Origin of the sequence: Herpetosiphon gulosus, from assembly GCF_039545135.1 — a bacterium.
GTDB classification, from domain to species: Bacteria; Chloroflexota; Chloroflexia; order Chloroflexales; family Herpetosiphonaceae; genus Herpetosiphon; species Herpetosiphon gulosus.
Genome location: NZ_BAABRU010000017.1, coordinates 48,520 through 75,381, shown reverse-complemented (window position 1 = coordinate 75,381; position 26,862 = coordinate 48,520). Strand labels below are relative to the sequence as shown.

General features: G+C 50.3%; 21 protein-coding genes. 14 read left to right on the top strand and 7 right to left on the bottom strand.

Annotated elements, in window-relative coordinates; translation table 11 throughout:
- Positions 1–168: 168 nt before the first annotated feature.
- On the bottom strand, positions 169–2,181 hold the full coding sequence (ligA, locus tag ABEB26_RS20480) for an NAD-dependent DNA ligase LigA (RefSeq protein ID WP_486348320.1): 2,013 nt from the start codon (positions 2,179–2,181) through the stop codon (positions 169–171).
- A gap of 201 nt (positions 2,182–2,382) precedes the next feature.
- On the opposite strand from ligA, the gene ABEB26_RS20475 reads away from it, so the two are divergent.
- On the top strand, positions 2,383–3,669 hold the full coding sequence (locus ABEB26_RS20475) for an acetyl-CoA hydrolase/transferase family protein (protein WP_345723928.1): 1,287 nt from the start codon (positions 2,383–2,385) through the stop codon (positions 3,667–3,669).
- A gap of 125 nt (positions 3,670–3,794) precedes the next feature.
- On the opposite strand, the gene ABEB26_RS20470 is transcribed toward ABEB26_RS20475, so the two are convergent.
- Positions 3,795–6,521 (bottom strand): phosphoenolpyruvate carboxylase, encoded by a 2,727-nt coding sequence (locus ABEB26_RS20470; protein WP_345723927.1) that lies wholly within the window; start codon positions 6,519–6,521, stop codon positions 3,795–3,797.
- A gap of 174 nt (positions 6,522–6,695) precedes the next feature.
- Between ABEB26_RS20470 and trhA the strand changes: the two genes are divergently transcribed.
- From trhA to ABEB26_RS20455, 3 genes are all read left to right on the top strand, one after another.
- A complete protein-coding gene (gene trhA / locus ABEB26_RS20465; RefSeq protein ID WP_345723926.1) occupies positions 6,696–7,358 on the top strand; it encodes a PAQR family membrane homeostasis protein TrhA in 663 nt (220 codons plus the stop codon).
- A gap of 133 nt (positions 7,359–7,491) precedes the next feature.
- Positions 7,492–8,943: an ArnT family glycosyltransferase gene (locus ABEB26_RS20460; protein WP_345723925.1), complete on the top strand. Its 1,452-nt coding sequence runs from the start codon at positions 7,492–7,494 to the stop codon at positions 8,941–8,943.
- 15 nt (positions 8,944–8,958) lie between these two features.
- The gene (locus ABEB26_RS20455; protein ID WP_345723924.1) at positions 8,959–9,735 is read left to right on the top strand and encodes a DUF1295 domain-containing protein; all 777 of its coding nucleotides are present in this window, start codon (positions 8,959–8,961) and stop codon (positions 9,733–9,735) included.
- Between the two features lie 164 nt (positions 9,736–9,899).
- Here ABEB26_RS20455 and ABEB26_RS20450 read toward each other — a convergent pair whose 3' ends face one another.
- Positions 9,900–11,636, bottom strand: a complete 1,737-nt coding sequence (locus ABEB26_RS20450) for an Rqc2 family fibronectin-binding protein (RefSeq protein ID WP_345723923.1) — start codon at positions 11,634–11,636, stop codon at positions 9,900–9,902.
- Between the two features lie 84 nt (positions 11,637–11,720).
- Here ABEB26_RS20450 and ABEB26_RS20445 point away from each other — a divergent pair, with 84 nt between their 5' ends.
- From ABEB26_RS20445 to ABEB26_RS20410, 8 genes are all read left to right on the top strand, one after another.
- Positions 11,721–12,353: a guanylate kinase gene (locus ABEB26_RS20445; RefSeq protein ID WP_345723921.1), complete on the top strand. Its 633-nt coding sequence runs from the start codon at positions 11,721–11,723 to the stop codon at positions 12,351–12,353.
- A 172-nt stretch (positions 12,354–12,525) separates the two neighbouring features.
- Positions 12,526–13,371, top strand: a complete 846-nt coding sequence (locus ABEB26_RS20440) for a DegV family protein (protein WP_345723920.1) — start codon at positions 12,526–12,528, stop codon at positions 13,369–13,371.
- A 3-nt stretch (positions 13,372–13,374) separates the two neighbouring features.
- Positions 13,375–14,259: a GNAT family N-acetyltransferase gene (locus tag ABEB26_RS20435; RefSeq protein ID WP_345723919.1), complete on the top strand. Its 885-nt coding sequence runs from the start codon at positions 13,375–13,377 to the stop codon at positions 14,257–14,259.
- A 30-nt stretch (positions 14,260–14,289) separates the two neighbouring features.
- Positions 14,290–15,273 carry an AAA family ATPase gene (locus tag ABEB26_RS20430; protein ID WP_345723918.1) on the top strand — a complete coding sequence of 328 codons (984 nt, stop codon included), beginning with the start codon at positions 14,290–14,292 and terminating at the stop codon, positions 15,271–15,273.
- 9 nt (positions 15,274–15,282) lie between these two features.
- On the top strand, positions 15,283–16,542 hold the full coding sequence (locus ABEB26_RS20425; RefSeq protein WP_345723917.1) for a DUF58 domain-containing protein: 1,260 nt from the start codon (positions 15,283–15,285) through the stop codon (positions 16,540–16,542).
- Between the two features lie 2 nt (positions 16,543–16,544).
- Positions 16,545–17,192: a GNAT family N-acetyltransferase gene (locus ABEB26_RS20420; RefSeq protein WP_345723915.1), complete on the top strand. Its 648-nt coding sequence runs from the start codon at positions 16,545–16,547 to the stop codon at positions 17,190–17,192.
- Between the two features lie 46 nt (positions 17,193–17,238).
- Entirely contained in the window at positions 17,239–18,033 is a 795-nt protein-coding gene (locus ABEB26_RS20415; protein WP_345723914.1) for an AlbA family DNA-binding domain-containing protein, read from the top strand.
- Between the two features lie 57 nt (positions 18,034–18,090).
- On the top strand, positions 18,091–18,756 hold the full coding sequence (locus tag ABEB26_RS20410; protein WP_345723912.1) for a hypothetical protein: 666 nt from the start codon (positions 18,091–18,093) through the stop codon (positions 18,754–18,756).
- Here ABEB26_RS20410 and ABEB26_RS20405 read toward each other — a convergent pair.
- The 3 genes from ABEB26_RS20405 to ABEB26_RS20395 form a co-directional block, all read right to left on the bottom strand.
- On the bottom strand, positions 18,728–19,333 hold the full coding sequence (locus ABEB26_RS20405) for a TetR/AcrR family transcriptional regulator (RefSeq protein ID WP_345723911.1): 606 nt from the start codon (positions 19,331–19,333) through the stop codon (positions 18,728–18,730). The genes ABEB26_RS20410 and ABEB26_RS20405 overlap by 29 nt on opposite strands.
- A gap of 74 nt (positions 19,334–19,407) precedes the next feature.
- Positions 19,408–20,325: an MBL fold metallo-hydrolase gene (locus tag ABEB26_RS20400; protein ID WP_345723910.1), complete on the bottom strand. Its 918-nt coding sequence runs from the start codon at positions 20,323–20,325 to the stop codon at positions 19,408–19,410.
- Between the two features lie 14 nt (positions 20,326–20,339).
- On the bottom strand, positions 20,340–21,830 hold the full coding sequence (locus tag ABEB26_RS20395) for a leucyl aminopeptidase (RefSeq protein WP_345723909.1): 1,491 nt from the start codon (positions 21,828–21,830) through the stop codon (positions 20,340–20,342).
- A 396-nt stretch (positions 21,831–22,226) separates the two neighbouring features.
- Here ABEB26_RS20395 and hutU point away from each other — a divergent pair, with 396 nt between their 5' ends.
- Both hutU and ABEB26_RS20385 read left to right on the top strand, forming a co-directional pair.
- Positions 22,227–23,885: a urocanate hydratase gene (hutU, locus tag ABEB26_RS20390; protein ID WP_345723908.1), complete on the top strand. Its 1,659-nt coding sequence runs from the start codon at positions 22,227–22,229 to the stop codon at positions 23,883–23,885.
- Positions 23,886–24,268: 383 nt separating this feature from the next.
- Positions 24,269–26,317, top strand: coding sequence for a putative bifunctional diguanylate cyclase/phosphodiesterase (locus ABEB26_RS20385; RefSeq protein ID WP_345723907.1), 2,049 nt, complete (start codon positions 24,269–24,271; stop codon positions 26,315–26,317).
- On the opposite strand, the gene ABEB26_RS20380 is transcribed toward ABEB26_RS20385, so the two are convergent.
- Positions 26,314–26,730 carry a globin family protein gene (locus tag ABEB26_RS20380; protein ID WP_345723906.1) on the bottom strand — a complete coding sequence of 139 codons (417 nt, stop codon included), beginning with the start codon at positions 26,728–26,730 and terminating at the stop codon, positions 26,314–26,316. The two genes, ABEB26_RS20385 and ABEB26_RS20380, sit on opposite strands and share 4 nt — an antisense overlap.
- Positions 26,731–26,862 lie beyond the last annotated feature (132 nt).

Here is a 26,862-nt window from a genome sequence, read left to right as displayed (position 1 = left end):
CGAAGTAGGGCTATAGGCTATCGGAGATTTGTTGAAATGCCAACAATTGTTCCGATAGCCTGTAGCCTAACATCCTTCGCGTTCTTCGCGTTCTTCGCGGTTTCAGCTCTCGCAATTTCAGCCTTCGTGTAGCTTCGTGCTCTTCGTGGATCAACAAAAAATCAACGACTACCCATCAAGCAGCGCATGCAATTCATCCATGCTCAGCACTTTCACACCCAAACTTTGGGCTTTGGCCAATTTCGAGCCAGCCGCCTCACCTGCTAGCAAATAATCAGTTTTCTTGCTGACGCTACCGCCAACCTTGCCGCCATGCGCTTCGATCAAGGCTTGAGCGGCTTCGCGGCTAATACCAGGCAAAGTTCCAGTAATCACAAAGCTTTTGCCCGCCAAACGGTCACTCTGCAATTCAGCGACTTCGCCAGGCTCGGCTTTGAGGCCTAAAGCCAATAGTTCGGCGATTAATTGTTGGTTAGCTGGCGTAGCGAAGAAATCAACCACGCTTTGGGCGGTGCTGCCACCAATGCCATCAATCGCGGTCAATTGCTCAATCGTGGCTTGGGCTAAGGCTGGCAATGAACGGAAATAACGGGCTAAATCCGCCGCTGCCACCGTACCAACGCCGTTAATTCCCAAAGCGGTGATCACCCGATCAAGCGGGCGTTGCTTGGATTCTTCGATCGCATTCAGCAAATTAGCCACGCGGCGTTCGCCATAGCCTTCGCGCCCCACAAAGCTATCAACGCTCAAACGATAAATATCAGGAATCGATGTGATCAAGCCGATTTCGACAAATTGGCTGGCTTGACGCTCGCCCATGCCGACAATATCCATCGCGCCACGGCTGACCCAGTGTTCGATTGACCGAATCAAACGCGCAGGACAAGTATTATTGACGCAGTAAATATCAACTTCATCAGCAATTTGCTCGACTGGCTGGCCACAGGTTGGGCAATGGGTTGGCGCGGGCCAAGCTTGCTCGTTACCAGTGCGGGCCTCGACGATTGGCCCAATCACATAGGGAATCACATCGCCAGCCCGTTTGACCACGACCCGATCGCCGATGCGAATATCGCGGCTAATAATGTAATCGGCATTGTGCAACGAGGCATGTTGCACGGTCGTGCCGCCCAAGCTGACAGGTTCGAGCACAGCATTGGGAATCAACTTACCAGTGCGGCCAACGTTGATCACAATATTGAGCAAGGTGGTGGTTTCTTCGCGAGCTGGAAATTTATAGGCAATCGCCCAGCGTGGATCACGACCAACCACACCTAATTCGCGTTGCATCGCAAAATCATTAATTTTGACCACCACACCATCAACTTCATAGCTCAGCGATTCACGGCGGCTCATCCATTCGTGGCAATACTCAATCACCGCCGCAAAATCAGCAAACAGGCGGGTATCGGGATTTACGCTAAATCCATAACTGCGCAGGGTATCGAGGGTTTGGGCTTGGCTATTGAGTTCAACACCGCTAAAAGGGCCGACAGCATAGGCAAAAAAGCGCAACGGACGGCCAGCAGTAATCGTTGAATCGAGCTGGCGCAACGATCCAGCGGCAGCATTGCGTGGGTTGGCAAAGACTTTTTCGCCAGCATGGGCTTGGCGTTCATTTAATTGATTAAACGATTCGATCGGCAAATAGACCTCGCCGCGCACTTCGATTCGATCGGGCAAGGCTTGGCCGTCGATTGGCTGAAGGCGCAAGGGCACATCGCGAATTGTGCGTAGGTTGGCGGTAATATCTTCACCAATTTCGCCATTGCCACGAGTTGCACCAACACTAAACACCCCATTAATATAGGTTAATGCCACGGCCAAGCCATCAATTTTTGGCTCAACGGTGTAACTCATTGGCTGCGTACCAATAATTTGCTCAGCACGTCGTCGCCACGCCGCCAAATCATCGGCATTAAACGCATTGCCAAGGCTCAACATTGGCACGGGATGTTGCACTTTGGGAAATTTACTCAATGGAGCACTACCAACCCGTTGGGTTGGTGAATCGGGGGTGCGTAATTCGGGATATTCGGCCTCAATTGCCCGCAATTCATTTAATAAACTGTCGTATTGAGCATCGCTCACAAGCGGTGCATCAAGCGTATAATAATGATGATTGTATACATTTAATTCATCGCGCAAGCTTGCGGCGCGGGCAACCGTCTGCTCTGACACGGCCATGCATGCATCCTCCAATTTAATCGAACAGATGTATTATAACGGTTGTCTGTGTCAAATGCAGCCACAATTTCTAGTGCATTGATGTTGCTAAACCTTAACCCATTTCATGGCTCTTTTCACTTCGTGCTGGCAAGAAATCGGTCACAATAGAGATGTAGCCGAGGCTACACCAACCAACGATTTAGGGGGCTTAGTATGCGTTACGTTTCAGCGAACGAAGCTGTTCAAGCGATTAAATCACACGATCGTGTGTTTATTCATAGTGTTGCCGCAGCACCTCAACAATTAATTGCGGCTTTAGTTGCTCGCGCTGATGAATTACGCAGCGTCGAATTGGTGCATATTCATACCGAAGGGCCAGCGCCTTATACCGATCCCAAATATCGCGAAAGTTTTCATACCCGCGCGTTATTTATTGGCTCGAATATTCGCAGCGCCGTGGTAACTGGCGAAGCCGATTATGTTCCGGTCTTTTTGAGCGAAGTTCCAGGCTTGTTTCGCCGGGGCATTTTGCCGCTCGATGTCGCATTAATTCAAGTTTCGCCACCTGATCAACATGGCTTCTGCTCGCTGGGCGTTTCGGTCGATGTCACTCGCGCAGCCGTTGAAGTTGCTCAATGTGTGATTGCCCAAATCAACCCCCATATGCCCCGCACCCATGGCGATGGCCACATCCATATCAATCGGATTAACTTTGCGGTCGAGGTTGACGAGCCAATTTATGAACATGCGCCAGCCGTTTTGAGCGATGTTGAACGGGCGATTGGTCGCCATATTGCCGGCTTGGTCAGCGATGGCGCAACCTTGCAAATGGGCATCGGAGCGATTCCCGATGCAGTGTTAGCAGCCTTGACTACCCACAAAAATTTGGGTATTCATACCGAAATGTTTTCCGATGGGATTATTGATTTGGTTGAACGCGGCATCATCAACGGACGCATGAAGAAAACCCACCCTGGCAAAATCGTTGGTGGTTTTATGATGGGCACGCGGCGTTTGTATGATTTCGTTGATGATAACCCGCAGATTGCTATGCTCGACATCACCTACATCAACGATACTAGCGTGATTCGGCGCAACCCCAATGTTACGGCGATTAACAGTGCGATTGAAGTTGATTTGACGGGCCAAGTTTGTGCCGATTCGATTGGAACCTATCAATATTCAGGGGTTGGCGGCCAAATGGACTTTATGCGCGGCGCGGCGCTCTCCGAGGGCGGCAAGCCAATTATTGCCCTGCCTTCAGCTACCCGCCGTGGCGAATCGCGGATTGTGCCAGTGCTGCACGAAGGCGCTAGCGTCGTGACCACTCGTGCCCACGTTCAATATATCGTGACTGAATATGGCGTGGCCTATTTGTATGGCAAAACCTTGCGCGAACGAGCTAAAGCCTTGATCGATATTGCCCACCCTGACCATCGCGAAGCGCTCGAACGGGCCGCATTCGAGCGTTTTCACGGCGAAGCCAGCTTGAAACATTAATTGAGTTCCCTCATCCCCAACCCTTCTCCCACTGCGGCGGGAGAAGGGCGTTTGTACGTGCAGTTCCCCCTCGCTCGCTCGGACGGAGAGGAGCCTAGGGAGTGAGGGCATACCACCAATGACATTTAGCCAGTCGTGCGCAAGCCGCTGGCAATCGCATTGACTGTGAGCAATAATTGAGTTAATAACTGTTCGCGCTCTGGAATTTGTTCGCTGGGCAGGCTGCGCCATGTGTGCAGCAAATTGATTTGTTGCTGATGCAATTGGCTTAATCGTGACTGACGACCTTGCAACATGCGATAAATCCGTGGGCGACGTTCGGCCAAACTCCCGCCAAAAATCAGCTCTAATTGCTGTTGAGTTTGCTTAAATTCAGCCTCAATTGCCGCCATAATCGGCTGACGCACGTTTGGATCTTCGACCAAATGGCTATAAGCTTGCATGGTTGCCAGATCTGCCGAGAGCATGCTAGTGCTAACGTTGGTCAATAAATATTTCAACGGATACCACTCAAATGCCGCTTGTTTGAGTTGGGCAAACTGCTCGGGATGTTGCTCGGCAAGCCATGCCAAGCTGCTGCCCACCCCATACCAGCCAGAGAGAAAAAAGCGAGATTGACTCCAACTAAACACCCATGGAATCGCCCGCAGATCGCCAAGCGTGCGTTGGCCTGTGCGGCGGGCGGGACGCGAGCCAATTTTGCCTTGCTCAATCACATCAATCGGCGTAGCCTGCCCAAAAAACTGAATAAAGCCCGGCGTTTGGATCAAGTTTTCGTAGCGTTGGCGGCTGTAAGCGGTCAGTGAATCCATGGTTGGAGCAAGGCTGTGGGGTGTTTGATCGCGCTGCGAGCCAAGCAAGGTAGCTTCGGTTACGCCCGCTACCATTAATTCTAAATTATAAACTGCGGTGATATGGTTGGCATATTTTTGGGCGATGGTTTCGCCTTGCTCGGTCATACGCAAATCGCCTGCCAAGGCCGCGGCTGGTAGCGCGTTCAAGAAACGGTGGGTTGGCCCAGCGCCACGGCTGATTGTGCCGCCGCGACCGTGGAAGAAACGTACTCGCACCTGATGCTTAGCTCCGACCGCTGCTAGTGTGCCTTGCGCCCGATACAGGCTCCACAAGCTGGCCAAAATCCCGCCATCTTTGTTGCTATCGCTATAACCAACCATCACTTGTTGCACGCTGGTTTGGCGCAACGCTCGACTAGCTTGGCTGACTGGATGGGCCAAAAACGCATCGAGAATGCCAGGGCTAATTTCCAAATCTTCGATCGTTTCGAATAATGGCACAACTGGCAGTACACAGGCCAAGCCAGCCTCAGTAACTTGTAACAAGCCAGCTTCACGCGCCAGTAAATAAACCACCAGCAAATCCGAGAGGCTACGGGTCATGCTGATAATTAACGAGCCAAGGCCCGTCGTGCCGTGCTGAGCAATTTCATCAGCCAACACACGATAGCAATCGCGTACAGCGCTAGCTTCGTTGCCCAACTCAAGGCTGGGGTGGGCAAATGGGCGGGCGCTTTGCAACTCGCGGTTAAGCAATTCGAGCCGTTGTGTTTCAGACCAATTACTAAATTGATAATCGCTGAATCCAGCAGCTTGCAGCAATTGCTCAACGGCTAAATCGTGAAATTTGCTGTTTTGGCGAATATCCAGCACGGCGCTGTGAAAGCCCAAGCTTTGCACGCTACGAATCACAGGCTGAAGATCATTCAAAACCAACCGTTGTGCCTCAACTACATTCAGTTGCTCAGCCAAAAATTGCAGGTCGGCCACAGTTTCATTGCTACTGCGGTACTGCCAAGGCTGGCGCGGTTGGTTTGATTCGGGCAATCGCGCCATGATTAAGTTGACCCATTGTCGCCATGGCTCCTCGGGATTCCGCGCCAAGGCCATTTGCCCACGTTGGCCCAGCGCCGCTGCACTAGCATCAAGGGCTTCAAGCAAGGCGGCAGGCGGCGACTGCAAACGATCAGATAAGCTTAATTTGATCACTAATTGAACTAATTGTTCGTGCAAAACCTCAAGTGCATTGCGCCGCAACTCATGCAAGGCAAAGCGTGTGACGGTTGCTGTGACCAAAGGATGACCATCGCGATCACCGCCAACCCACGTGCCAAACTGCACATGCGGCAATTGATCGGTTGCAGGTAATAAACGCCGATCAAAGCCCTGCAATTGCCAAGCCTGTTGCAAACGCAAATCGAGCGTTGCCAAACTGGCGGGGAACACATGACGCAAATAATGCAAAATATTGCGCAATTCATCGGCGACGCTCGGCTTTTCGAGGAAAATCTCACCAGTGCGCCAAAGCCGCTCAAGCTCAACTTTAATCTCGTCGCGCAGCGCCTGTTGCTCCAGCGGAGTCCAAATCGGGTTTTCGCGCTTAACCAACAGCAAATATAAACGTCGATAGTGCTCAAGCATGGTCGCCCGTTTAGCCTCGGTTGGGTGGGCGGTCAGCACTGGTTCAACATAAATTTGGCCTAAGGCAGCAGCAATTTGCTCGGCACTGAATCCAGCTTGGCTCAAGCTTTGCAACGTATTGCCCCACAAACCAACTTCGGCATTAAAGCCTTCGGCAGCTTCGCGTACGCGGCGTTGTTGGGCAGCGGCGTTTTCCTCGACCATATTCAGCAATTGAAAGCTGAGCGAGGCCGCTTGAATCGCCCGTTCAGGCGTAATTGTTTGCTTGCTTGAGGCCGTGGTCGGCAACCCAAGATAAGCAGCGAGATCAGCCTCGCCTAATTCTTGTAATACTTCAGCGAAACATGTCAAAACAAATTCAGCATCATGGTCAGCTTTGATTAAATCGGCAAAATCGTAGCTTGGCAAATTGGCCATGGCAAATACCTCGAACTACAGGAATCTTCGCTCTTGTGGTGCAACGCTGCACGCCAAGTATAGCAAAGATCGCTACCATGGCTAGCCCAAAAGAACTATACCTTTCACTGCAAAGTACCTTGCATTACAAGGTATAATATCAATCAGCAAAAACATAGCTTAGCTGGAGGTCATATGGCAAAAGCAATCGAAGAACGCAACGTCCACTACTCCGAATATTCCGCCGCCGAAGAATTAGCCAATGCAATTACCCATGGCATCGGGGTTGCCTTGAGCGTGGCTGGCTTGGTGATTTTGCTGATTATGGCGATTAATACGGGCGACCCATGGCGAATTGCCAGCTTTACGGTCTACGGGGTCAGCCTAATTTGTATGTATTTGGCCTCGACGCTCTACCACAGCATTCGCAACCCTCGCGCCAAATATTTATTGAAAATTTTCGATCACTGCGCTATTTATTTATTGATTGCTGGCACATACACCCCGATTTTGTTGGTAAGTATGCAGAGTAGCCTGGCATGGACGCTCTTTGGCTTGATTTGGGGCTGTGCCTTCGCCGGAATCTGCTTTAAAATGTTTTTCATCAAGCGTTTTGAATTACTTTCAACCTTGATGTATGTTGGAATGGGCTGGTTGTCGGTGATGGCTTGGGATGATTTGGTGGCAAGTTTGCCGACCGGGGCTTTTGCCTTGTTGGTAGCTGGTGGCCTGACCTATACCGCTGGCGTGGTGTTTTATCGCTGGGAAAAACTGCCCTACAACCACGCAATTTGGCATGGCTTTGTGATGGGCGGCAGCGTTTGCCATTTCTTGGTGATGGCGCTGTACCTCGGCTAAAATTCAGTTCAATTGATGAAATTTGGCTCAGCATGCAGTGTTCTGCGTGGCTGGGCTATTTTTTTGCTAGGCTTTTTGCCAATTTGCCAGTATTATGGCGCTCAACAACGTTTTGGTGTGGGGGAATTTAGGCATGTTGCGACGTTTTCGGCGGCGACGCTTAGCCTTGTGGGCAGTGATTGGGGCGGTTTGTAGCTTGATTATCATTCTGCGAATGCCACTCCATCAACTGCCGCTGGAGCGTGACGAGGCTGCCTATGCCGTCATTGCCCGCGATTGGGCTGATGGAGCGATTCCCTACCGCGATCGATTTGATCATAAGCCACCGTTTGTCTATGTTGCCTATGCCCCGCCAGTTTTGTTGGGCACTAAGCCAATCCAAACAATTCGGGTTTGGGCGACGCTCTGGTTGGTGGCCACAACCTTGGTGATGTGGCGAGCAGGTCGGCGCTTGTGGCGATCCGAAGCGGCGGGCGTGCTTACTGCAATTTTAGTGGCAAGCTGGAATAGCGCGATCTTTTTGCAGGGCATTACGTTCAACAGCGAAGCAATTATGCTCTTGCCCAGTAGCTTGGCTTTACTTTTTGGACTCAAGGCACTCGACAGCCAACAAAAAGCCTGGTGGATGTTGGCAGGTGTGGCCGCAGCCTTGGCGCTATTATCCAAGCCTGTGGCTTTGTTGATTTTGCCAGCGCTGATTATTACCACCGTTGCCTTCAAAGGCGATGTCAACGAACGGCTTGGTCGCGCTATTTTGGTGATCGACGGTTTGGCGCTGGTGTTGATTCCAACTCTGCTTTATTTTGCCTTGGCTGGTGGTTGGAGCCAATTTGTTGAAGCACTTTGGACTTATAACACAGTCTACCTCGACCAGACCAATGCCACAATCAGCCAGCTTTGGCCGATTTGGCGCTCGCTGCTGTTGCTGCTAGCGGCGGGGATTGTGGGCGCAACCATGGCCTGGCGACGACGGCGCTACTGGCCGAGCTTGACTCTTGCTGGCTTATGGAGCGTCGGCCTGATTGCCAGCGCCTTCGTCAGTTTGCGGGCTTATCCGCATTATTATCAGGCGCTTGTGCCAGCTTTGGCAGTCTTTGCAGGTGGCTTAGCCAAAGTTCGGCTGGGATTTTTACAACAATACAAAGATTTTTCGATTGTCTTGATTGCGTTTTTACTAGCGATTCAGCCATTGGCCAGCCTCTGGCCGTTGTATAATAAAACGCCCGAAGCCCAAATTGAACAATTGTATGGTGTAGATGGCCGTGAATTCTTTGCGCTTGCGCCAAAAGTTGTCGAATGGATCGATAACAATGTGGGCCAGCAGGCCAGCGTGTGGGTTTGGGCAGCTGAGCCAGAAATTTATTTATATGGCGATTACGCTGTGCCAAGCCGATTTCCCTATGATTACCCCTTAGCGATTTTGCCCAATGCCCTCGACCAGACCTTGCAACAACTACGCCGCCAGCCGCCAAACGTCATCGTGACTTATGGAGCCGTGCGACCAATCGGCTTTGATGCGATGTTGCAAATTGCGCCCTATCGTTTACGAGTGCATTTGGGTGGTTATGATATTTGGGTGCGTTAGCTGTGGGAGTTTCGTATGAGTTTTTGGCAAATCTGGGGTTGGGGCTTGGCGGTGGTAATGATTCCATTAACCTTGGCGTGGTTATGGAGTGTCAAAATCACCAATGCCAGCATTGTGGATATCTGTTGGGGCATGTGTTTTGTGGCCTTGAGTTGGTGGTATTTTAGCCAAGCTCAGGGCGATGCCCAACGCAGTTTGCTCATTAGCAGTTTGGTGACAATTTGGGGCTTGCGCTTATCGATTTACATTGGTTGGCGTAATTGGGGCAAGCCCGAAGATTATCGTTATGTTGAGTTTCGCCAGCGTTATGGAGCTGAACGCTATTGGTGGTTTAGCTTTTTCCAAGTATTTTTGCTGCAAGGCGTGTTAGCATTGCTGATCTCGTTGACTTTGCTCGGCGCACAAACTGGCCCAAAAAGCTGGAATTGGCTCGATTATTTGGCAATTGGCGTTTGGCTGATTGGCTTTAGTTTTGAGGCGCTTGGCGATTGGCAGATGGCGCGGTTCAAGGCCAATCCCGCCAACAAAGGCCAAGTTATGCGCTCTGGTTTATGGCGCTACACCCGCCATCCCAATTATTTTGGCGATGCGACGGTCTGGTGGGGTTATGCGCTCTTTTCAATCGCCGCTGGCAGTTATTGGCAAATTATCGGTGCATTGCTCATGACCTGGCTGATTATTCGAATTTCAGGTGTGCTGCTCCTAGAACGCACAATGGTCAAAACCAAGCCCCACTATGCCGATTACATCGCGAAAACTAGTGCTTTCCTGCCGTGGTTCCCCAAAAGCTAAATATACGCAGGGGCTAGGTGTCAGGGATTAGGGTTCAGTTTAGCCACAAAGTTTCTTTTTAACCACGAAGGTTTTTAGCCACGAATTGCACGAATTCCACTAATTATCCTTCATCCCTCTCTCTGCATTAAAGAAAGCCTAGCCCCTAACACCTGATCCCTATACTATGTTCTTTTGGGTTCTTTTTTGGGCTCGACCCGCAGGGTTCGTTCGGCGGTATAGCGTACCAAACCAGGTGGGCCGCCTTTGATTTTGCGCACATGTTTGCGCAAGGCCATATCGACTTCAACTGCCCCATCGTTGCGGGCTGACGAGTAATAGGCTGCTAGTTGTGCTGCTTGTTCAAGCGTGCGTGGCGGCACGTTGGTCGATTGCATGCGAATAATCACATGGCCGCCAGTTCGCTCACGGGCATGCAACCAATAATCCTCGGGCTGACCGAGTTTAAAGGTCACTTCATCGTTTTGGTCAGCGGTACGACCGACGAAAATTGTCCAGCCATCGGGCGAAATCACCCGCAACGGGCCACGGCCAACGCTCGAATTGGGCTTACTTTTGGCTTTGCCAATGGTTTGACGCAACCAACCACCAGCAATCAACTCGCGCTCAAATTGCTCAATTTCGGCAAAACTCTCGGCCAAACTCAACAGATCGTTGGTTTGTTGCAGATATTCGGCTTGGGCCTCGGTTTGCTCCAAGAGTTGCGGAACATCTTCTAAAGCGCCTTTGGCTTTGTCGTACTCGCGAAAGCGTGATTGGGCATTCTCTACAGCAGACAATTTTGGATCAAGCGTAATTACCCCTTGGTCGAGCAGCAATTCGCTTTGGCCTGGCTTGATCGCATAAATATAGCCAAAAATCATCTCGCCTTCCCAGCGCAAACGCTCAAGTTGCTCAACTCGCGCCAACTGAGTGCGTAATTGATCAGCTTTGGTTTTGACACGGCGCTGAGCTTCGGCCACTCGTTCAAGCAAAGCCTCACGCCGTTGAGCATGCGCCGTCACTTGATCAAGCTCAGCGAAGGCGGTTGCCAAAGCCTCGTTCATTCTGGGGAATGATTCAGTATGGGCTTGGTGCTGCAAATTAAAGGCTGCAATCCCGATTGGTGTACCATCAGCATTTCGCGCAAGAGTTGGCTCGATACTGGTAAGGCTGGTGAGTTGGCGCAAAAGCTGGGCAATCTGTTCAAAATCCAGTGCTGGCGTAACTTCGATGCTGGTTGTGCCAACTGCCCGCCACGCAATTTCACGGCCAGTTTGCGGCGAGATGCCACTATATTCGGTCACCAAGGCTTTGGCCAAATCACCACCCAAGGCCGCAATTTGCTCAGCAGTTGCTTGGCGCGGGTCAGATTTGCCTTGGCTTGGCGGCGCTTCGTAGATGCTGCGTGGCATAATTGGGCGCTGCGAACGATGTGGGTTATAGTGACGAATACTTTCCAAGACCAAGCCATTATCATCGACCAAAATAATATTCGACGAATGACCGATAATTTCTAGTACCAACTCACTATAACGCGGCGTAAGCATCACCTCATCGTCGTCATCATCGTCAGGCTCAAGTTCCTTGCGAGGAATCGGCATCTTGGCTATACTGAGCGAAATAACCCGTTCCAATGGCGCAGATTCGATTTTGGTAATCCTTCCGCCACGAACATATTTACGCAATAAGAGCAACAAAGGCGAATCGGCATTCGGATCACGGGTTAGCTTGGTTGGGGTGGTATGCATACGGGCAAATTTTGGATTAGCCGAAAGCAATAACTGATGGCGTTGACCATCAGCATAGACTTCAAAGCCCACACTATCGGGATTTGGCAAAACCACCTGTTGAATTTTGCCGCCAACCAAGATCTGTAATTCAGCGACAATCGCTGCAACAACTAGCGCATCAATGTGCATAGACGATTCTCCTTCAATGGCTCAATCGTACTCAAGCATTGGCGGATCGTCAATAATTTAAAAATCCTTAGTTTAGGAGGCATTGTGTCACACCCAGAACTCAACCCGATTTTGCACAACCAAGCTCCTGTGCCACTACTGGTCATTATTTCAGGCCCATCAGGGGTTGGCAAAGATACGGTGTTGATGCGTATGCGCGAATTTGGTATGCCCTTTCATTTTGTGGTCACCACCACCAGCCGTGGCCAACGCCCAGGCGAATTAGAGGGCTTTGATTATAACTTTGTTTCCAAAGCCGAGTTTGAAACCATGATCGCCAACAATGACCTCTTGGAGCATGCCGTTGTCTATGGCGAATACAAGGGCATTCCCAAATCGCAGGTGCGCGATGCCTTGGCGAGCGGCAAAGATGTGATTTTACGGATCGATGTGCAGGGCGCGGCCACCATGCGCAAATTAGTACCCGATGCAGTCTTGATTTTCATCGTGCCACCTTCAAGTGCCGAATTAGCCAACCGCCTGCGCTTGCGCCGCACTGAATCGGCAGAAGGTTTAGAACAACGGATGGCCTTGGCCGAAGCAGAAATGGGCCGTGTCGATGAATTTGATTATGTCGTGATGAACCCCGAATCACGGCCCGACGAGGCTGCCAGCATGATTCAAGCAATCATTCGCGCCGAAAAATCACGTATCCGCCCTCGCCGGATTAAACTCTAGCTCCCAAATAGGCTTGATCGGCAGTATACGGCTGATCAAGCCTATTTCCTCAGCATCTTTTCATCAAACCAGCACTTTCGTGCAAACTAAAAACCCCCTATAATACTTATTAATCTATGCTCCACCGCAGGGTTGCATTGGAGTGTCTGTGTGGCTCCGAGGATTGAACAACATGACCACTGCATTGGTTACCGCCTCAACGTCGAGCTTGCCAATGGAGCTTATTCAGCGCTATGGCATTGAATTAATTCCATTTACCATTCAATTTGTCGATGGCAATCTGCGTGAAAGCGAAGATGTCTCGCTCGATGAGTTTTATCGCCGTTTAGTTCATGAAGATGTGATTCCTACGACTGCTCCCTCATCGGCAGGGCAGTTTATTAACTATTTTCGTCAACACTCCGCCGATGATATTATCGTGATTCATGTTGGGGCAATGCTCAGCCAAAGTTATGCCAACGCCATGCAAGCCGCTTCACGGGTGCAAGGCCGCATGATCTACAACATCGATTCGCGTCAATTTGCCCTAGGCACAGGCTTGTTGGTGCTCGAAGCTGCCGAAGCTTTGGCCCGCGGAGCCAGCGCAGCCTCAATCGTTTCACAAATCGAGCATCAAATTCCTAATATTTTGACCGTTGCCTCACTCGAAACTGTGCGCTATTTGCGGCTCAGTGGGCGTTTGGGGCGCATCGGGGCCATGGCGGCCTCACTTTTGGGCATCTACCCAATTTTAGGGCTAGATCGCAAAGGCCAAGCCGAAATGGTCGGTCGCGCCCGCTCACGCGCAGATTCCTTAACTATGATGATTCAGCAAGCCTTGGAGTTTGTGGGCAAGGGTAAAGTCCGACGCATGGGCATTTTGCACACCAATGCTTTAACCGAAGCCCAAGCCTTTGCTCAGCAAGTTTCGGCCCATTTTCCAGGCGTGCCGTTGTTGATCTCCGATGCAGGCCCAGTTTTGGCGGTCCATGGTGGGCCAGGTGCGTTGGGTATTTCGGTCTTGCGAGAAGAAGCCTAAGTTATGCATTTGTTTCGTCGCGTTCCGAGCATTCAAGATTTGGCGATGAGGCCACTGGTTGAGAGCGATCTACCGCCGCTGATGGGCTTGCTTGAGCAAACTCCATGGGCTTCGCTTTCGATTCCCCACGATGAGTTTCGCTTAACCCTCAACGATCAACTCAGTATTGTTTTGGAATATAACGGCAAATTGTGGGGCTGCGTGCTGATGGGCTATGCAGTCGGCCCAATTGCTTGGATTCGAGCACTGATTGTGCATCATTCGTTGCGCCCAGCCGAGGCGGTCACTGAATTTTTACATGCTGCCGAGGGTTATGCTAAGGGGCATGGTGTTGAGCGCTTGTTGATTATGAGCGACGAACGCGATGCCAGTTGGCTGTTGCCGTGGGTGCTGCGCGAGGGCTATCAGCTCCAGCTTGATGTGGTGGGCTACGAAAAACGTGCGATGAACATTCCAGCTTGGGGCAATACCGGGGCTTGGATTCGCCCAGCGACGACCGACGATGTACCGATGATTGCCAAGATCGATGCCGCCGCCTTTGCTGACGAATGGGTCAAAAACAGCACGATTTTGGCCGGAGTTTTCCCAGTTGCACCCTTCTATATCGTAGCCGAACTTAACCATACCATTGTTGGCTATGCCTTTGCCACCGTGCATCATGGCGGCATGATGGCCCATTTAGTGCGGATCGCGGTTGATCCGGCACTGCAAGGCCAAGCCATCGGCGTGCGGCTTTTAGCTGAATTGGTCGATTGGTGCAGTTTAAACGGCGTGCAATTGCTCTCGCTGAATACCCAAAACACCAACCAACATGCCCAACGGCTCTACGAGTGGTTTGGGTTTATGCGCAATGGTGAACGCCAAACCGTTTTAGTCAAAGATTTGTAGCACCGACTCAGTTTTCGGGAGGATCTTGAAGTGAAACATGTGCAAGAGATAGCTCAACGCGTCGCTGCCAATGTCGAAAAAGTGATCATCGGCAAACGTGCGGCGGTCGATTTAACCCTGATCGCCCTGCTTTGTCGCGGGCATGTGCTGTTGGAAGATGTGCCAGGCGTGGGCAAAACCACCCTTGCCAAGGCAATTGCCCGCAGCATCGGCTGTAGCTTCAAGCGCATTCAGTTCACCCCCGACCTGCTACCAACCGATGTAAGTGGAGTTTCGATCTACAATCAGAAATCAGGCGAGTTTGAATTTCGGCCTGGGCCAATTATTGCCAACTTAGTGCTGGCCGATGAAATTAATCGGGCCACGCCCAAAACCCAATCGGCCTTGCTCGAAAGCATGGAAGAAGGCCAATTGACCGTCGATGGCATTACCCGCGCTTTGCCTCAGCCATTTATTGTGCTTGCAACCCAAAATCCAATTGAATACGAAGGTACGTTTCCGCTGCCCGAAGCGCAACTCGACCGCTTTTTACTGCGAATTACCCTAGGCTACCCCGCCAAAGCCGATGAATTGGCGATTTTGGAAAGCCAACGCAAATCCCATCCAATCGATGCGCTTGAACAAGTCGTCAGCATCGAAGAACTGCAACATATGCAAGCTGAAATTCGCGATGTGTATGTTGATGAGCAAATCAAAGAATATATTGTGGCAATTACCACCGCCACCCGTAACAACAGCGATGTGTACCTTGGGGCTAGCCCACGTGGCTCGTTGGCCTTGTATCGCACAGCCCAAGCGTTGTCCGCCTTGCAAGGTCGTGATTATGTAATTCCTGATGACATCAAGGTGCTGGTCAAGCCAGTTTTGGCCCATCGCATGATCATCAGTCCAGCAGCGCGGATTCGCAATATTCATGCTGATGAATTGATCCAACACATTTTGAGCCAAGTGCCCGTACCAGGCGCACGCGCTGGGCGACGATATGAGCGGCAGCAGCCGGCGGCTGCACATTAGGGGCGGCATATGCGGGCATTAGGCATTTTGGGCTTGGCCGTAGTGCTATTTCTGACCGGACTTTCGAGTAATATTTCTTTCTTTTACTACTTGACCTATACCATGCTAGGCTTGTTAGTCATCGCCTATGCCTGGGCTTGGAGCAACCTCGAAGGGCTGGAGATCGAGCGCGAATCGAGCACCACTCGCGCTCAAGTTGGCGAAACTGTGCGCGAACGAATTACGATCTACAATACTTGGCCTGTGCCTAAACTCTGGGTCGAAGTGCGCGATCATTCCGATTTGCCTTCGCATGGCTCGGGCTTTGTGAGCTATATTCCAGGCCGCGAAAAACGGCGCTGGATGGTGCGCACGCCCTGTACCTTGCGGGGCAAATGGCGTTTGGGGCCAGTTTCGGTGCGCAGCGGCGACCCCTTTGGCATCTTCCAACTGCATAAAATGGTCGATCTGACCCATGATCTGTTGGTGTATCCCGCCACTGTCGATTTACCAAAATTTGAGCTACCAACCGCCGAACTCATTGGCGGGCAAGATGTGCGTTCGCGCACCTTTCACGTTACGCCAAATGTTTCGACTGTGCGCCAATATGTGCCAGGCGATAGCTTCAACCGGATTCACTGGCGTTCGACAGCGCGAACTGGCAATCTCATGGTCAAGGAATTTGAGCTTGATCCATCAGCAGATGTTTGGATTATTTTGGACATGGAAGAACGGTTTCACCATGGCCAGCCTGATGCAGCAATTCCGGCGATTATCAAAACTTTGCAAGGCAAAATCGCGATTCCCAATACCACCGAGGAATATAGCATTACCTTGGCAGCTTCGTTGGCACGGCATCTGTTGCGGCTCAATCGCAGTGTGGGTTTATTGACCTACGGTGCACAACGCGAAATTATCCTGCCTGAGCGCGAAGCCCGCCAGCTTTACAAAATTCTAGAGCCATTGGCGATGCTGCATGCCACCAGCAATATCTCATTAGCTGAATTATTGGCTGCTGAAAGCCAGCGCTTTGGCCGTAACGCCTCGCTGCTGATCATCACCGCCGCGCTCGATGAACGTTGGGTGGCGGCGGTTCAACGTTTGGTCTATCGTGGCGCACGCGCTTCGATTATGTTTCTCGATGGTAAATCGTTTGGCGGCTGGCGTGACCCTGAACCAACCTTTGTCCGCTTGGCCGAACTGCGTGTGCCCGTTTATCGCATCCATGCTGGCGATGGTTTAGATCGGGCTTTGGCCGAGCCAGCTATTCGCCCAATGGGACGGAGCTAAGAATGACCCAAACCCAACCAAGCGTAGAATTACGTCCAGCCAATGCCAACGATTTGGCAATTTTGGGCGAGCTTTTGCTCGATTTGTATGATGCTGAATTGCCCGATTCGTTGCGCGGAGCCGATAGCCAGCGCCAAGCCTTGTTGCGCTACACCTTGCATGCCAATAATTTTGCCGGAGTGCGGGGGCGTTATTTGACGCTCAATCAAGCTGGCGAGATTGTGGGCATGGCGGGAATTCAATTTCCCAACGAACCAGCCCCCGATCGGGTGCCACGTGGCACGCTGAATATGGCGGTGCAACTGATTGGCTTGAAACATACCTTGCACCTTTTGAGCACCGTTGCGGCCTCGATGCTTATGCCACCGCCCAAATTCAACCCCGAGTACGCCTATGTTCATGGGATTGTCGTGCGAGCGCAGCAGCGCAGCCAAGGCTATGGCGCGGCAATTATGCAGGCAGTTGAGCAGCAATTAGTGGCGCGTAAAGTAGCAGGAGCACAACTACAAGTGATTGTCGATAACCATCAAGCCACCAAATTATACGAGCGCTTGGGCTATCGCACCGTCTATCGTTCGCCCCAATGGCTTGATCGCGTGACGATTCCCAATGTGTTGATGCAAAAGCCGTTGGTAAGTGGAAAGATTTAATACATACGACTATCTCGTAAATTATATAAATGAATAGGAAGGTTATATGGCTATATCACAAATTCATGCAATTGACGAATCATATTACAAACAACCAGATTTATTTAATATACAACGCTTAATGTGTCCTCACTGTGGCTTAATTTTCGATTTTCAGTTTCCATTGGATGATGAGCCATTAGGATGGACTCGACTATCCAATCAACGAATTTATTCCTCAACAGTATACGAAGATTTTGGCCTTATTCATGATGTTATCCAGGAAACTCCTATTGAAGAAATCACTGAACATTGTTCAAGGTGTGGTTTAGAGATAAAAGAAGATACTCTTATATTAATTAATGTTTCCCAATTGGTGACTTTTGATGACATTCGAAAAATTATTGAAAAAGGCGAAAGTGAGACGTTAGAATTAAAAGCTGGATTAAGAGAAGTTTCGAAATCTAAAGTAAAAGCAGAAATGAAGAAGAAAATTGCGAAAATTGTAGCTTCCTTTGCTAATAAACGAGGGGGAATGCTTATAATTGGGGTTGATGATAAAACTAAAGAGATAAAAGGTATAGAAAATCTAATAACTCCTAAAGAACGAGAGGATTTCTCACGCGATATAAAGGATATGATATCTCAAATTGAACCAGCACCGCCAAATTACCATTTGAATTTCATAGAGGATGAAGATAAAATCATTGCAATTATTACCATAAATATATCTAAACATATATGCCGTGTTGATAATAAAGTTCCAAGAAGAGATGGTGAATCATCAAATTTTCTAATAAACCAAGAATCTGTTGATAACCTACAAGAATCTCGAAATCTGAATAATCATACTCCTGAATAATTTATATTTCAAAAATTTAGCTAAAACAGCTCCAATAATTCGAGAAAGAGGTTGACAATGTATGAGGTTGCCCATGCACGTTCACGACGGCTGCATATTCCGATCGTTACATGGCTTTATTGGATAGGTGTGCATATTCCAGCACTGGTATTGTATGCCCTAGTAATACCCTACTTTTACCAAGATCATCCTGATGGCGGCGAATTATTTCTTTTTGGCTTGATAATTATCCTCACATTAATCGGCATTGGGAGTATGAGCTATGGTCAGGCTTGGATTTTAAAACGGACAATTGATCCAAACTTGTTCAAACACTGGTTTAGGGCAACGCTTGGGGCATATTGTGCAGTGAGCATTGCGAAAAATATGCTGAGTATCGATCATCTTCTCTTCTCGATGTTTCGTACTTCTAATACAAGCAATCCCTTCGTCCACTGGATAGAACCACAATTAATCTCAGTTTCCATCACATGTTTGGTAATAAGCAGTGTTCAAGCCTGGATTTTACGCAAAGCTGGCTATCGCATGCTGCATTGGATTCCAACAATGCTGGTTAGTTGGCTAGCGGCTTCGCTAATCATCGCCTCGTTTAATACTTTGTACGCTGAAGCGCTCTCTGGAACGACTGCGCTCGTCATGGGTGGCGCTAGTTTGCTGAATGGTTTAGGTTTGTTCTTCATTCAGCCAACTCGCATTAATCTTGACGAACAACAATTGCCTTGAGCAATAGCAGCAAGGCTGCTTGCAATTGCTCAGTCAAACGCTGGGGAGTTGGCTCTAGCAGCCACAGCACGGTTGAGCCTTCGTAGAGCGCTGCCAAATGCCAGGCAATTTGCTCGGGGTTGATTGAACTGAATTCGCCGCGCTCAAGGCCTTGCTGAATTAACGCCGCCAAACTAGCCCGATAGCGCTGAAAATAGCTTGCCAAAAAGCTTTGAACGCCATTATTACGAGCCGAAAGGGCATACAATTCTTGCGCTAATGGCACAAGGCTGTGTAATTCTTCCAATGCGGCGGCCAAATTGGTGGTGAGTTGAGTCAAACGTTGAGCAGTCGATTCAGGAGCTTGCAACAGCGCTTGCACTTCCAACAGTGGTTGATTGAATAACTGCTCCAACAACGCGAGGATGATTGCATCTTTGCTCTCAAAATACCAATACAAGACCCCTTTGCTCATGCCAACGGTCTTGGCCAGCATATCCATGCTAGTTTGATCGATGCCATGCTGAGCAAACAAGCGGGTTGCTGCTTCGATAATCTGCGCCGTGCGTTCAACTCGGACATCGCGCCGTGGAGACATGCCAGCTCCTCATCAACAAAAAAAGCCAATCGTAGTAGCCTCAGCATACCACGATTGGCCTTGAATCCATTCAGTTAGATCTCGATTGTTAAGCCTTCGTAGGCGGCAGTGGTGTTGGCAAAAATCGTCTGCGAAGCCTGCTCCAATTCACGAATCATCGCATCATTGTAGCGTGGCTCGTGATGAAACAAGACGAGGCGTTTGGCCTGCGCAGCCATGGCTACCGCACACGCCATCTGCGGCGTAGAGTGACCCCAGCCTTGGGTCGCATTATAACCAGCGTGGCCAAGATAATGCGCTTCACTATATTGAGCATCGTGGATCAACAAGTCGGTTTGGTTAGCAAACGCCGCCAAGCGCTGATCGGTATTGACATAGCCTTCGGTGTCGGTCGCATAGACCACACTCTTACCCTGCCATTGCACCCGATAAACAAACACACCCTCGGGGTGCGCATACGAACGCATGGCTCGAATCTGCACCACATCAGGATCATCAGCAATCTGATCATGGTAAAAATTCTTGACCGTCACCGTATCTTGATGGGCATCAAACAGCAATACATCGGTCTCGGTCATGTTGCGCATAAACTTCAGCGAGTTCATTTCGCCCAACGACACTGGAAAACTTGGTGGCAACATTGAATGCGCCAACGTTTCCTCAAGATCACGCTCGAACACCCGTGGCCCGAAAATATTCAAAATACTTGAGCCAACATAGGCCGGAGTAAAGAATGGAAAGCCTTGAGTATGATCATGGTGCATATGGCTAAATAGCAAGGTTGCCCGCACCGGGCCGCCGCGCTCTTTGGCTCGCCGCAACAGATCATTGCCGAGGCGTACAATTCCCGTCCCCGCATCGAGAATAATCGTATGCCCATTGGCTTCGACTTCGACACATGGCGTATTGCCGCCAAACTGCACAGTATCCGACCCGGGAACCGGATAGCTACCCCGAACACCCCAAAATGTGACCCGCATTGTCCCAGCCATAGACCACACTCCCGCTATAACGAAACGCCACTCCACTCGCGCAGCAATTCCGTCAAGAGGCGCACCCCATAGCCGGTTGCTCCTTTAGGGTTGTATTCCTTGGGTTGATCTTCGGTCCATGCCACGCCGGCAATATCCAAGTGCACCCATGGATAATCGCCAACGAAGTGGCTCAAGAACGCCCCAGCGGTAATCGCCCCACCGTTGCGGCCACCAGTATTTTTGATGTCGGCAACATCGGAGCGCACTTGACGGCGATATTCATCCCACAATGGCAGTTCCCAAACCCGATCACCTGAACCTTCGGCGGCTTGCTGCACCCGTTGCAACAAGGCTGGATTATTGGTCATTGCGCCTGCGGCATACGAGCCAAGCGCCACGACACACGCGCCAGTCAGGGTTGCAAGGTCGATAATCGCATCGGGATTGTATTTTTGGGCATAGGAAAGGGCATCGGCCAAGACCAAACGGCCTTCGGCATCGGTATTAAGCACTTCGATCGTTACGCCATTCATGGCCTTGAGAATATCGCCTGGTTTGTAGGCATTGCTGCCAGGCATATTTTCGGTTGCCGCCACCAAGGCCACGACGTGAATTGGCAATTTCAAGCGCCCAACCGCTTCCATCGTGCCAATCACCGCGCCAGCGCCTTGCATGTCCATTTTCATTTTGTCCATGTTATCGGCTGGCTTGATCGAAATCCCGCCTGTATCGAAGGTAATGCCCTTGCCGACCAAACAAATCGTTGGTTTGCCTGGCTCTGCTTGGCCATGCTCCAAAACGATGAACTTAGCTGGCTCAGCCGCACCTTTGGCAACCCCAATCAATGCACCCATACCCAACTCTTTTTGTTGGTCGTGGTCGAGCACCAAACAGGTCATGCCATAATCGCGGGCGATCGTTTGAGCGGCTTCGGCCAAGTAGGTTGGCGTTGCCACAATTGGCGGATTGTTGCCCAAATCGCGGGCAAGATTGACCCCATGGGCCAAGCTAATACCCCATTTCGCGCCAAATTCAGCTGCTTCCAGTTCAGCTTCGGCTACCAACGTCACTTGTTCTAAAGCAACGGCTGGCACAAAATCGTCGGGCAAGGTTTTAAAGCCATCAAAACGATAAGCACCCAATAATGCGCCTTCGCTCAAAGCCTCGGCGCTACGGCTAACACCCAAGACCTCGCTCCCAAGCAAGGGCAGGCTATAGCTCGTCAGGCCTAAATCGCGCACCCGTTGAGCCAAAATTGCCCCGATAATGCGAGCACGTTCAGCATTCCATAATTCGCGCTTGCCCAAACCAACCAACAGCACCCGGCGGCTGGCGAAGGCGGGAATACCTGTCGCTTGTGCGCCAAGATAGAGCAAAATGGTTTTTTTGTACTTTCCTGACCAATCACTCGCTTCAATTAAACCAGCAACGCTGGCAGGCAGTTCCTCATTCGCCCATGTACCAACAACAACAATGGCATCGGCTTGTTGAGCAACAGCGCCTTGTACTACACGAATCTGCATTGGAGTCCTTCCGGTTTCTAGAGGTTGACAAGAGCTTGCACAGTTGCTTGGTATTGTAACGGTTTCAATTTGCCGCTGTCAATGATTGAATTAGGAACGAGGGGCAGGGGCTAGGGATAAGGAGTTTTTGACCCATAAAGAGCACGAAGAATGGAACCGCGAAGATCGCTAAGGACGCGAAGGGTTTGAATGCGATTGTTCGTGCATTTTCCACTGGTTTCATCCCCCATTCTTCATCCTTACCAATGTTCTCACCTCTGCGTTAAAACCGATCTCTGACAACTAGCCCCTGACCCCTATACTATGTTCTATGTTCTTTGCTCTATGTTCTTATTTTCAACAAAATCAACTATCATAGAGCCAACCGACAATCCTGTGTACAAGGAGAACTGTCTCATGACTTCATCGCGCATTGTGCGTGCACCACGCGGCTCAGAATTATCGTGCAAAGGGTGGGCGCAAGAAGCAGCGTTGCGAATGCTGATGAATAATCTTGATCCTGATGTAGCTGAAGATCCACAGAATTTGATTGTATACGGCGGCACGGGGAAGGCTGCCCGCAATTGGCAATGCTTCGATGCGATTGTACGTTCGTTGCAAGAACTCAACGATGATGAAACCTTGTTGGTACAATCGGGCAAACCAGTTGCTGTGTTTCGCAGCCATCGCGATGCCCCACGGGTGCTGATTGCCAATTCGATACTCGTGCCGCATTGGGCCACATGGGAAAACTTCCGCGATTTGGAGCAAGCCGGATTGACGATGTATGGTCAAATGACCGCTGGTTCGTGGATTTATATTGGTACACAAGGAATTTTACAAGGCACCTATGAAACGCTGGCCGCAATTGCCCGCCAACATTTTGGTGGCTCGTTGCGCGGTCGTTGGACGCTCACCGCTGGCCTTGGCGGTATGGGCGGTGCACAACCACTGGCCGTCACCATGAACGATGGCGTGGCCTTGGTGGTTGAAGTTGATCGTCAGCGCATGCAGCGCCGCTTGGATACGCGCTATCTCGATGTGGCGGTTGATACGCTTGAAGAAGCTATGACGTTGGTCGATGAAGCGGTGCGCGATGGCAAAGCGCTTTCGGTTGGTTTGTTGGGCAATGCCGCCGAAGTCTTTGGCGAATTGTATAAACGTGGTGTGCGCCCCGATATTGTGACCGACCAAACCAGTGCCCACGACCCGCTTGAAGGCTATGTGCCCGCAGGCATGAGCCTTGAGCAAGCACTTGAATTACGCCAACGCGACCCCCAAGAATATGTCAAGCATTCAACCGCCTCGATGGTTGAGCATGTGAAAGCCATGGTTGCCTTTGCTGATGCTGGCTCGATCGTGTTTGATTATGGCAATAATTTGCGTGGTGTAGCCAAGGCCGCAGGTTACGATCGCGCCTTTGCTTACCCTGGCTTTGTGCCAGCCTATATTCGCCCATTGTTCTGCGAAGGCAAAGGGCCATTCCGCTGGGCCGCACTCTCGGGCGACCCCGCCGATATTGCCAAAACCGACGAAGCCTTGCTCGAATTGTTCCCAGAGGATCAAGCCTTGCATCGCTGGATTCGCGCTGCCCAAGAGCGCGTACAATTCCAAGGTTTGCCCGCCCGAATTTGTTGGTTGGGCTATGGCGAACGGGCCAAGGCTGGCGCGTTATTCAACAAACTAGTACGCGATGGAGTTGTAAGTGCGCCAATCGTGATTGGCCGCGACCACCTCGATTGTGGCTCAGTCGCTTCGCCCAACCGCGAAACCGAAGCTATGCGCGATGGCTCCGATGCGATTGGCGATTGGCCCATTTTGAATGCGATGATCAACGCGGTCAATGGCGCAACCTGGGTCAGCGTACATCATGGCGGCGGCGTTGGCATCGGCTATTCGCTACACGCTGGCATGGTAATTGTGGCTGATGGCACTGCCGAAGCCGATCAACGCTTAGAACGTGTGCTCACCAGCGATCCTGGCATGGGCGTGGTACGCCACGTTGATGCTGGCTACGATGAAGCAATTGCTGTGGCCCAAGAGCGCAACGTGCATATTCCGATGCTCAAACAGTAGCCAATCAAGTGGTAGTGTTGAGGCCAACACTACCACTTAAATCCCCCCAAATTTTGGCACAGCCTATGCTAAGATGATCAAACCTTAGATTTGAGGCTGAACCACGCCGTTCACTTCTGGCATCATTCATCCACATTTATGCCCACGATTGGCTACTTTTACTACTTTTTAAGGAATATCCATGCAACTAGCTATAAATTCCAGCAAGTTCATGATATACCTAAGATAAATTGGCTAAATCCACTCCAAAATTTTGGCCTATTTTGCATCAATACTAATTAACAGTGTTGGTGAGGTGGCATGGTATTGCGACACATTTGATCTACGCGCTCCATGGGCTGAGTACCTGTGCCAGCGTAACGATTTCCATTGGAGTGCATCCCATGAGTAATCCACGAATCTTGATTCTTGATCATACGCCTACAAGCACTCAAGACCTCAGCACTCAATTGACGGCGGCTGGTTGCAGCGTTATGGCCCACCTGAACACATGGGAAGCCGCAGCATACCTGCTTGGCGAGCAGAGTGTTGATCTGGTGTTGGCAACGCTGCATTTTGTGCCTCAAATTAATCAGCAACCCTGTCCAGTTCCAGTGGTCTACTTAAGTCAAACCACTGAGCAAGCCACCCAAATGCCCAATCAACCTACCGCCATCGATATTTTGACCTTGCCAATTAGCACCGAAAGCCTTGTGCTCACCCTCAAAACGATCATTGAACGCAGCAATTTGACCCAGCGGCTTAGCCGTGTTGAGGTTTGGATGCAAACGATGTTAGCCAATGTCAGCGATGGCGTGGTGGCAATCGATCAGCGTGGCAAAATTCAGTGGATCAATCCTGCCGCCGAGCACATGACCGGCTGGGATTATCGCAGTGCGCTCCAGCAGGATTTTAATCAAGTGGTGGTGATTCGCAGCAGTCTCAACGATCAACGAATCGATGTGATTGAGTCAGCGCTGCGTAACGAACCAGTGTTTGCCTTGCCCTTTGAGCGTTATTTGCATGCTCGTGATGGTCATGCAACCTCAATCACAGAACATGTTACGCCATTGCTCAATAACGACGGCCAAAATAATGGGGCAATTGTGATTTTGCGCGATCACACAGCCCAATTACAAATGGAAGAGGCGTTGTATTATCAATCGCTGCATGATTCATTAACTGGCTTACCTAATCGCCGTTCATTTCAATTACATTTATCGCGGGCGTTAGAATACCAACGCCATCATCATGATTATAGCTTTGCGATTATTTTGCTCGATATCGATGAATTTAAAATGGTCAATGATGGCTTGGGCTATCACATCGGCGATACGATGCTGACTGAAATTGCCCAGCGTTTACGCCGTGCCCTCTATTTGCCTGGCGATGTCGTGGCGCGTTTCGATGGCGATGAATTTGCGATCTTTTTTGATCGGCTGCCCGATTTGCCTGCGGCCTTCAATGCCGCACAACGCATTCGCCAGCTTTTTGAAGATCCATTTATGATCGAAAATGGCCAAGAAATTTTCTGTAATGTCAGCATTGGCTTGGAATTAATCACCAGTGAAGTGCCGATTGAAACCGTGATGCGCAACGCTGATCTGGCGCTCTATCGAGCCAAACACACCGGTCGCGGCGGCATCGAAATTTTTGATCAAACCCTGTATGCCAATTTTAGCACTCGTTTGCACAACGAAACAGCCTTACGCCTAGCCTTGCAACGCCAAGAATTTCGGCTGTTTGCCCAGCCAATTATCGACTTTGAGCATAGCCATTGCACAGGCTTTGAAATTTTGATTCGTTGGGCACATCCCGATGGCCGTTTGCGCTCACCTGGCCAATTTTTGGATATTGCCGAGGAAACTGGCTTAATTATTCCATTGGGCTGGTGGATGTTGGAAGTTGCCGCCGAACAGCTTGCGCGTTGGCAAGCCGACCCGATGATGCAGCACATGACCTTGGCGATTAATCTTTCGCCACGCCAATTATTGCATAGCCAGCTGTTGCCAACGCTTAAATCAATTTTCGAGCGCTATCAATTTCCACGCCAACAATTGCATTTAGAAATTACCGAAGGCGCATTATTAAATACCGAACGGGCTGAACCAATTTTAAATGCCTTGCGTAATTTTGGCTTGCATTTACATATTGATGATTTTGGCACTGGCTATTCATCATTAACCTATTTACATCGTTTTCCGCTGAATACAATCAAAATTGATCGCTCGTTTATTCAAGCAGCGCTCGAAGATCAGCGTAGCTTAGCGATTGTGCGCACCATTATCAATTTGGCCCAAACCATGCAACTGGCCACAATTGCCGAGGGCATCGAAACCGCTGAGCATATTCAAGTGCTGCGTGAACTTGGCTGCCAAGCAGGCCAAGGCTACTTCTTCTCGCCGCCCGTTCCACTCGAACAGGCGGCGGATTTCTCACTTTCGTTGAATTAGGCTTGGCTCGCCTCAATCATCACATTGGCAACGAGGGTATAGGCGGCAACCCACGCATCCTGTACTTCGGCATTCCACTGCTCACCCAGCTGTTGCGCTAAAGCCCAAATCAAGGCCGCGCCAACTGTTTGATAGTGTTCGGGCTTGACCCCATAATCCACATGGCGACGACCAAGCTCTTGTACCGCAGGTAAAACTGCTTCCGGCTTTTTGAGATTGTTGACCACCAAGACCAACGATTGTAACAACTTCTTCTTTTGCTCGCTCATATCCTCGGGGAACAAAGGCCGAAAATCGGGAGCCAACCTAAACAATTGCCCATAGAACGCTTCGACCAATTGTTGTGGATTGCGGCCAACCTCGGCAAAGGTTTGCTGCACAAGCTCAACCGCCGCAGGAGTTAATGGAGACATTAGCCATCCTTTCAGTATATTTTTGGTGCTCCAAGTGACATGGCCTAGCCTACCAATCACAAGCCCATGCTGACAATCGGGTTACTAGTGCAGATCAAATCAGGCGCTCAACCGATTGGTTTTTGTTACCAA

Bases quoted from the DNA above. Each gene is read 5' to 3' on its own strand.
- ABEB26_RS20475 (WP_345723928.1), top strand. From the start codon at position 2,383: ATGCGTTACGTTTCAGCGAACGAAGCTGTTCAAGCGATTAAATCACAC.
- ABEB26_RS20470 (WP_345723927.1), bottom strand. From the start codon at position 6,521: ATGGCCAATTTGCCAAGCTACGATTTTGCCGATTTAATCAAAGCTGAC.
- trhA (WP_345723926.1), top strand. From the start codon at position 6,696: ATGGCAAAAGCAATCGAAGAACGCAACGTCCACTACTCCGAATATTCC.
- ABEB26_RS20460 (WP_345723925.1), top strand. From the start codon at position 7,492: ATGTTGCGACGTTTTCGGCGGCGACGCTTAGCCTTGTGGGCAGTGATT.
- ABEB26_RS20455 (WP_345723924.1), top strand. From the start codon at position 8,959: ATGAGTTTTTGGCAAATCTGGGGTTGGGGCTTGGCGGTGGTAATGATT.
- ABEB26_RS20450 (WP_345723923.1), bottom strand. From the start codon at position 11,636: ATGCACATTGATGCGCTAGTTGTTGCAGCGATTGTCGCTGAATTACAG.
- ABEB26_RS20440 (WP_345723920.1), top strand. From the start codon at position 12,526: ATGACCACTGCATTGGTTACCGCCTCAACGTCGAGCTTGCCAATGGAG.
- ABEB26_RS20435 (WP_345723919.1), top strand. From the start codon at position 13,375: ATGCATTTGTTTCGTCGCGTTCCGAGCATTCAAGATTTGGCGATGAGG.
- ABEB26_RS20425 (WP_345723917.1), top strand. From the start codon at position 15,283: ATGCGGGCATTAGGCATTTTGGGCTTGGCCGTAGTGCTATTTCTGACC.
- ABEB26_RS20420 (WP_345723915.1), top strand. From the start codon at position 16,545: ATGACCCAAACCCAACCAAGCGTAGAATTACGTCCAGCCAATGCCAAC.
- ABEB26_RS20415 (WP_345723914.1), top strand. From the start codon at position 17,239: ATGGCTATATCACAAATTCATGCAATTGACGAATCATATTACAAACAA.
- ABEB26_RS20410 (WP_345723912.1), top strand. From the start codon at position 18,091: ATGTATGAGGTTGCCCATGCACGTTCACGACGGCTGCATATTCCGATC.
- ABEB26_RS20405 (WP_345723911.1), bottom strand. From the start codon at position 19,333: ATGTCTCCACGGCGCGATGTCCGAGTTGAACGCACGGCGCAGATTATC.
- ABEB26_RS20400 (WP_345723910.1), bottom strand. From the start codon at position 20,325: ATGGCTGGGACAATGCGGGTCACATTTTGGGGTGTTCGGGGTAGCTAT.
- ABEB26_RS20395 (WP_345723909.1), bottom strand. From the start codon at position 21,830: ATGCAGATTCGTGTAGTACAAGGCGCTGTTGCTCAACAAGCCGATGCC.
- hutU (WP_345723908.1), top strand. From the start codon at position 22,227: ATGACTTCATCGCGCATTGTGCGTGCACCACGCGGCTCAGAATTATCG.
- ABEB26_RS20385 (WP_345723907.1), top strand. From the start codon at position 24,269: ATGAGTAATCCACGAATCTTGATTCTTGATCATACGCCTACAAGCACT.
- ABEB26_RS20380 (WP_345723906.1), bottom strand. From the start codon at position 26,730: ATGTCTCCATTAACTCCTGCGGCGGTTGAGCTTGTGCAGCAAACCTTT.